Below are 1,456 nucleotides of genomic sequence, written 5' to 3'. Positions count from 1 at the left end.
CGACCGCCCACTCGGGCGGCGCGGCCGGCCGCGCCGCCCCCATGGTCCCGCCGACTGAGCGACGCGGCCCCATGGAATCGGTGCTCGTCCTGCGACGCATCGACCCGTGGTCGGCGTTCACCACCGTGCTCGGGCTGATGTTCGCGCTGTACCTGGTGTGGATGGTGGCGATCGGGGTCACCTACCTGCTGCTCTCCGGCATGGGGGTGTGGGACCGGCTCGGTGGGCTGCTCTCCGGGGTCGCGGGTGACGAATCGGCCGCCGCCATCGGGCCGTCGACGATCTTCCTCTACAGCGGAGGCGTGGGTCTGCTCAACGTCCTGTTGCTGTCCGTCCTCGCCACCCTCGCCGTGTTCATCTACAACCTCGCCGCCGGGCTGACCGGTGGTGGGGTCCAGGTGACACTGGGGGACCGTCGGTACTGAGACGTGGTCCGCTGTGAGACCCCGCCACCGGCGCCGACCCGCCGATTTGGGCGGCGGCGAGGGCGTCGGGTAGATTAACGCTTCGGTACGAGGGCCTATAGCTCAGGTGGTTAGAGCGCCAAACTGATAATTTGGAGGTCGGAGGTTCAAGTCCTCCTAGGCCCACCCCCGCACGGCAGACGCCGGATCGCCCGCCGCGGTCCGGCGTTCACGCTTTGCGGAACGGGGCCTTAGCTCAGTTGGTAGAGCGCTGCCTTTGCAAGGCAGATGTCAGGGGTTCGAATCCCCTAGGCTCCACTCCCTCCTCTCCCGCCCCTCCACTCCACTCCCGGTGCCCGCCGGTGTGGACTCCGGTCGTGGTGGACCCGACCCCAGGACCGCCCGTGGACAGCACACCCCGCTCGTGGACGCCGTTCGTCCTGATGGCGCTCGTCGTGACCGCGGCGCTGATGTCGAGCGCGACGCCGTCACCCCTGTACGTCGACTACCAGCAGGCGTGGGGGACCGGCGGGACGATGATCACGGTCGTCTACGCGGTCTACGCACTGGCCGTCCTGGTGCCACTACTGCTGTTGGGGCGACTGTCGGACGCGATCGGTCGTCGGCCCGTGGTGATCACCGGTCTCGTGCTGCTGGTGTTGAGCATGGCCGGGCTCGCCGCCGCACCCTCGGTGGCCTGGCTGATCGCCGCGCGGGTGGTACAGGGCCTGGGCGTCGGGTTGGTCACCGGATCGGCGGCGGCGGCGATCATCGAACTGCATCCGGACAGGAACGCCCGCGTCGGTGCGCTCACCAGTAGTTCCACGACCAATTTCGGGATCGCGGCCGGCGTGCTGCTGTCCGGCGTGGTGGCCACCGCGTCGTCGTCGCCCCTCGTCCACCCGTACGTGGTGATGGGCGCCGCACTGGCCGCTCTGCTCGCCGGGGTGGTGTTCCTGGTGCCCGAGACATCGGGCGCCGGCCCTCAGACCCTCCGGGACGCGGTGCGGCTCCAACGGGTCGCGGTGCCCGCCGCGGCTCGTCCGGCCTTC

At 69.9% G+C, this 1,456-nt stretch carries 2 protein-coding genes and 2 tRNA genes; all 4 read left to right on the top strand.

Translation table 11 applies throughout. The features are described 5' to 3' along the window. Nucleotides 1–425: DUF3566 domain-containing protein (locus G6019_RS09375; protein ID WP_182627482.1), on the top strand; the 425-nt coding region annotated here is incomplete at its 5' end. A 91-nt stretch (nt 426–516) separates the two neighbouring features. Next, a tRNA-Ile gene (locus tag G6019_RS09370) sits at nt 517–590 on the top strand. 59 nt (nt 591–649) lie between these two features. Continuing rightward, a tRNA-Ala gene (locus tag G6019_RS09365) sits at nt 650–722 on the top strand. 86 nt (nt 723–808) lie between these two features. After that, nucleotides 809–1,456 (top strand): MFS transporter (locus G6019_RS09360; protein ID WP_182627481.1); only part of this gene is annotated, 648 nt, incomplete at its 3' end.

The sequence above is a fragment of the Dietzia sp. DQ12-76 genome, assembly GCF_014145045.1.
In the GTDB taxonomy this organism is placed as follows: domain Bacteria; phylum Actinomycetota; class Actinomycetes; order Mycobacteriales; family Mycobacteriaceae; genus Dietzia.
This window is presented reverse-complemented; position numbering and strand designations above follow the sequence as displayed.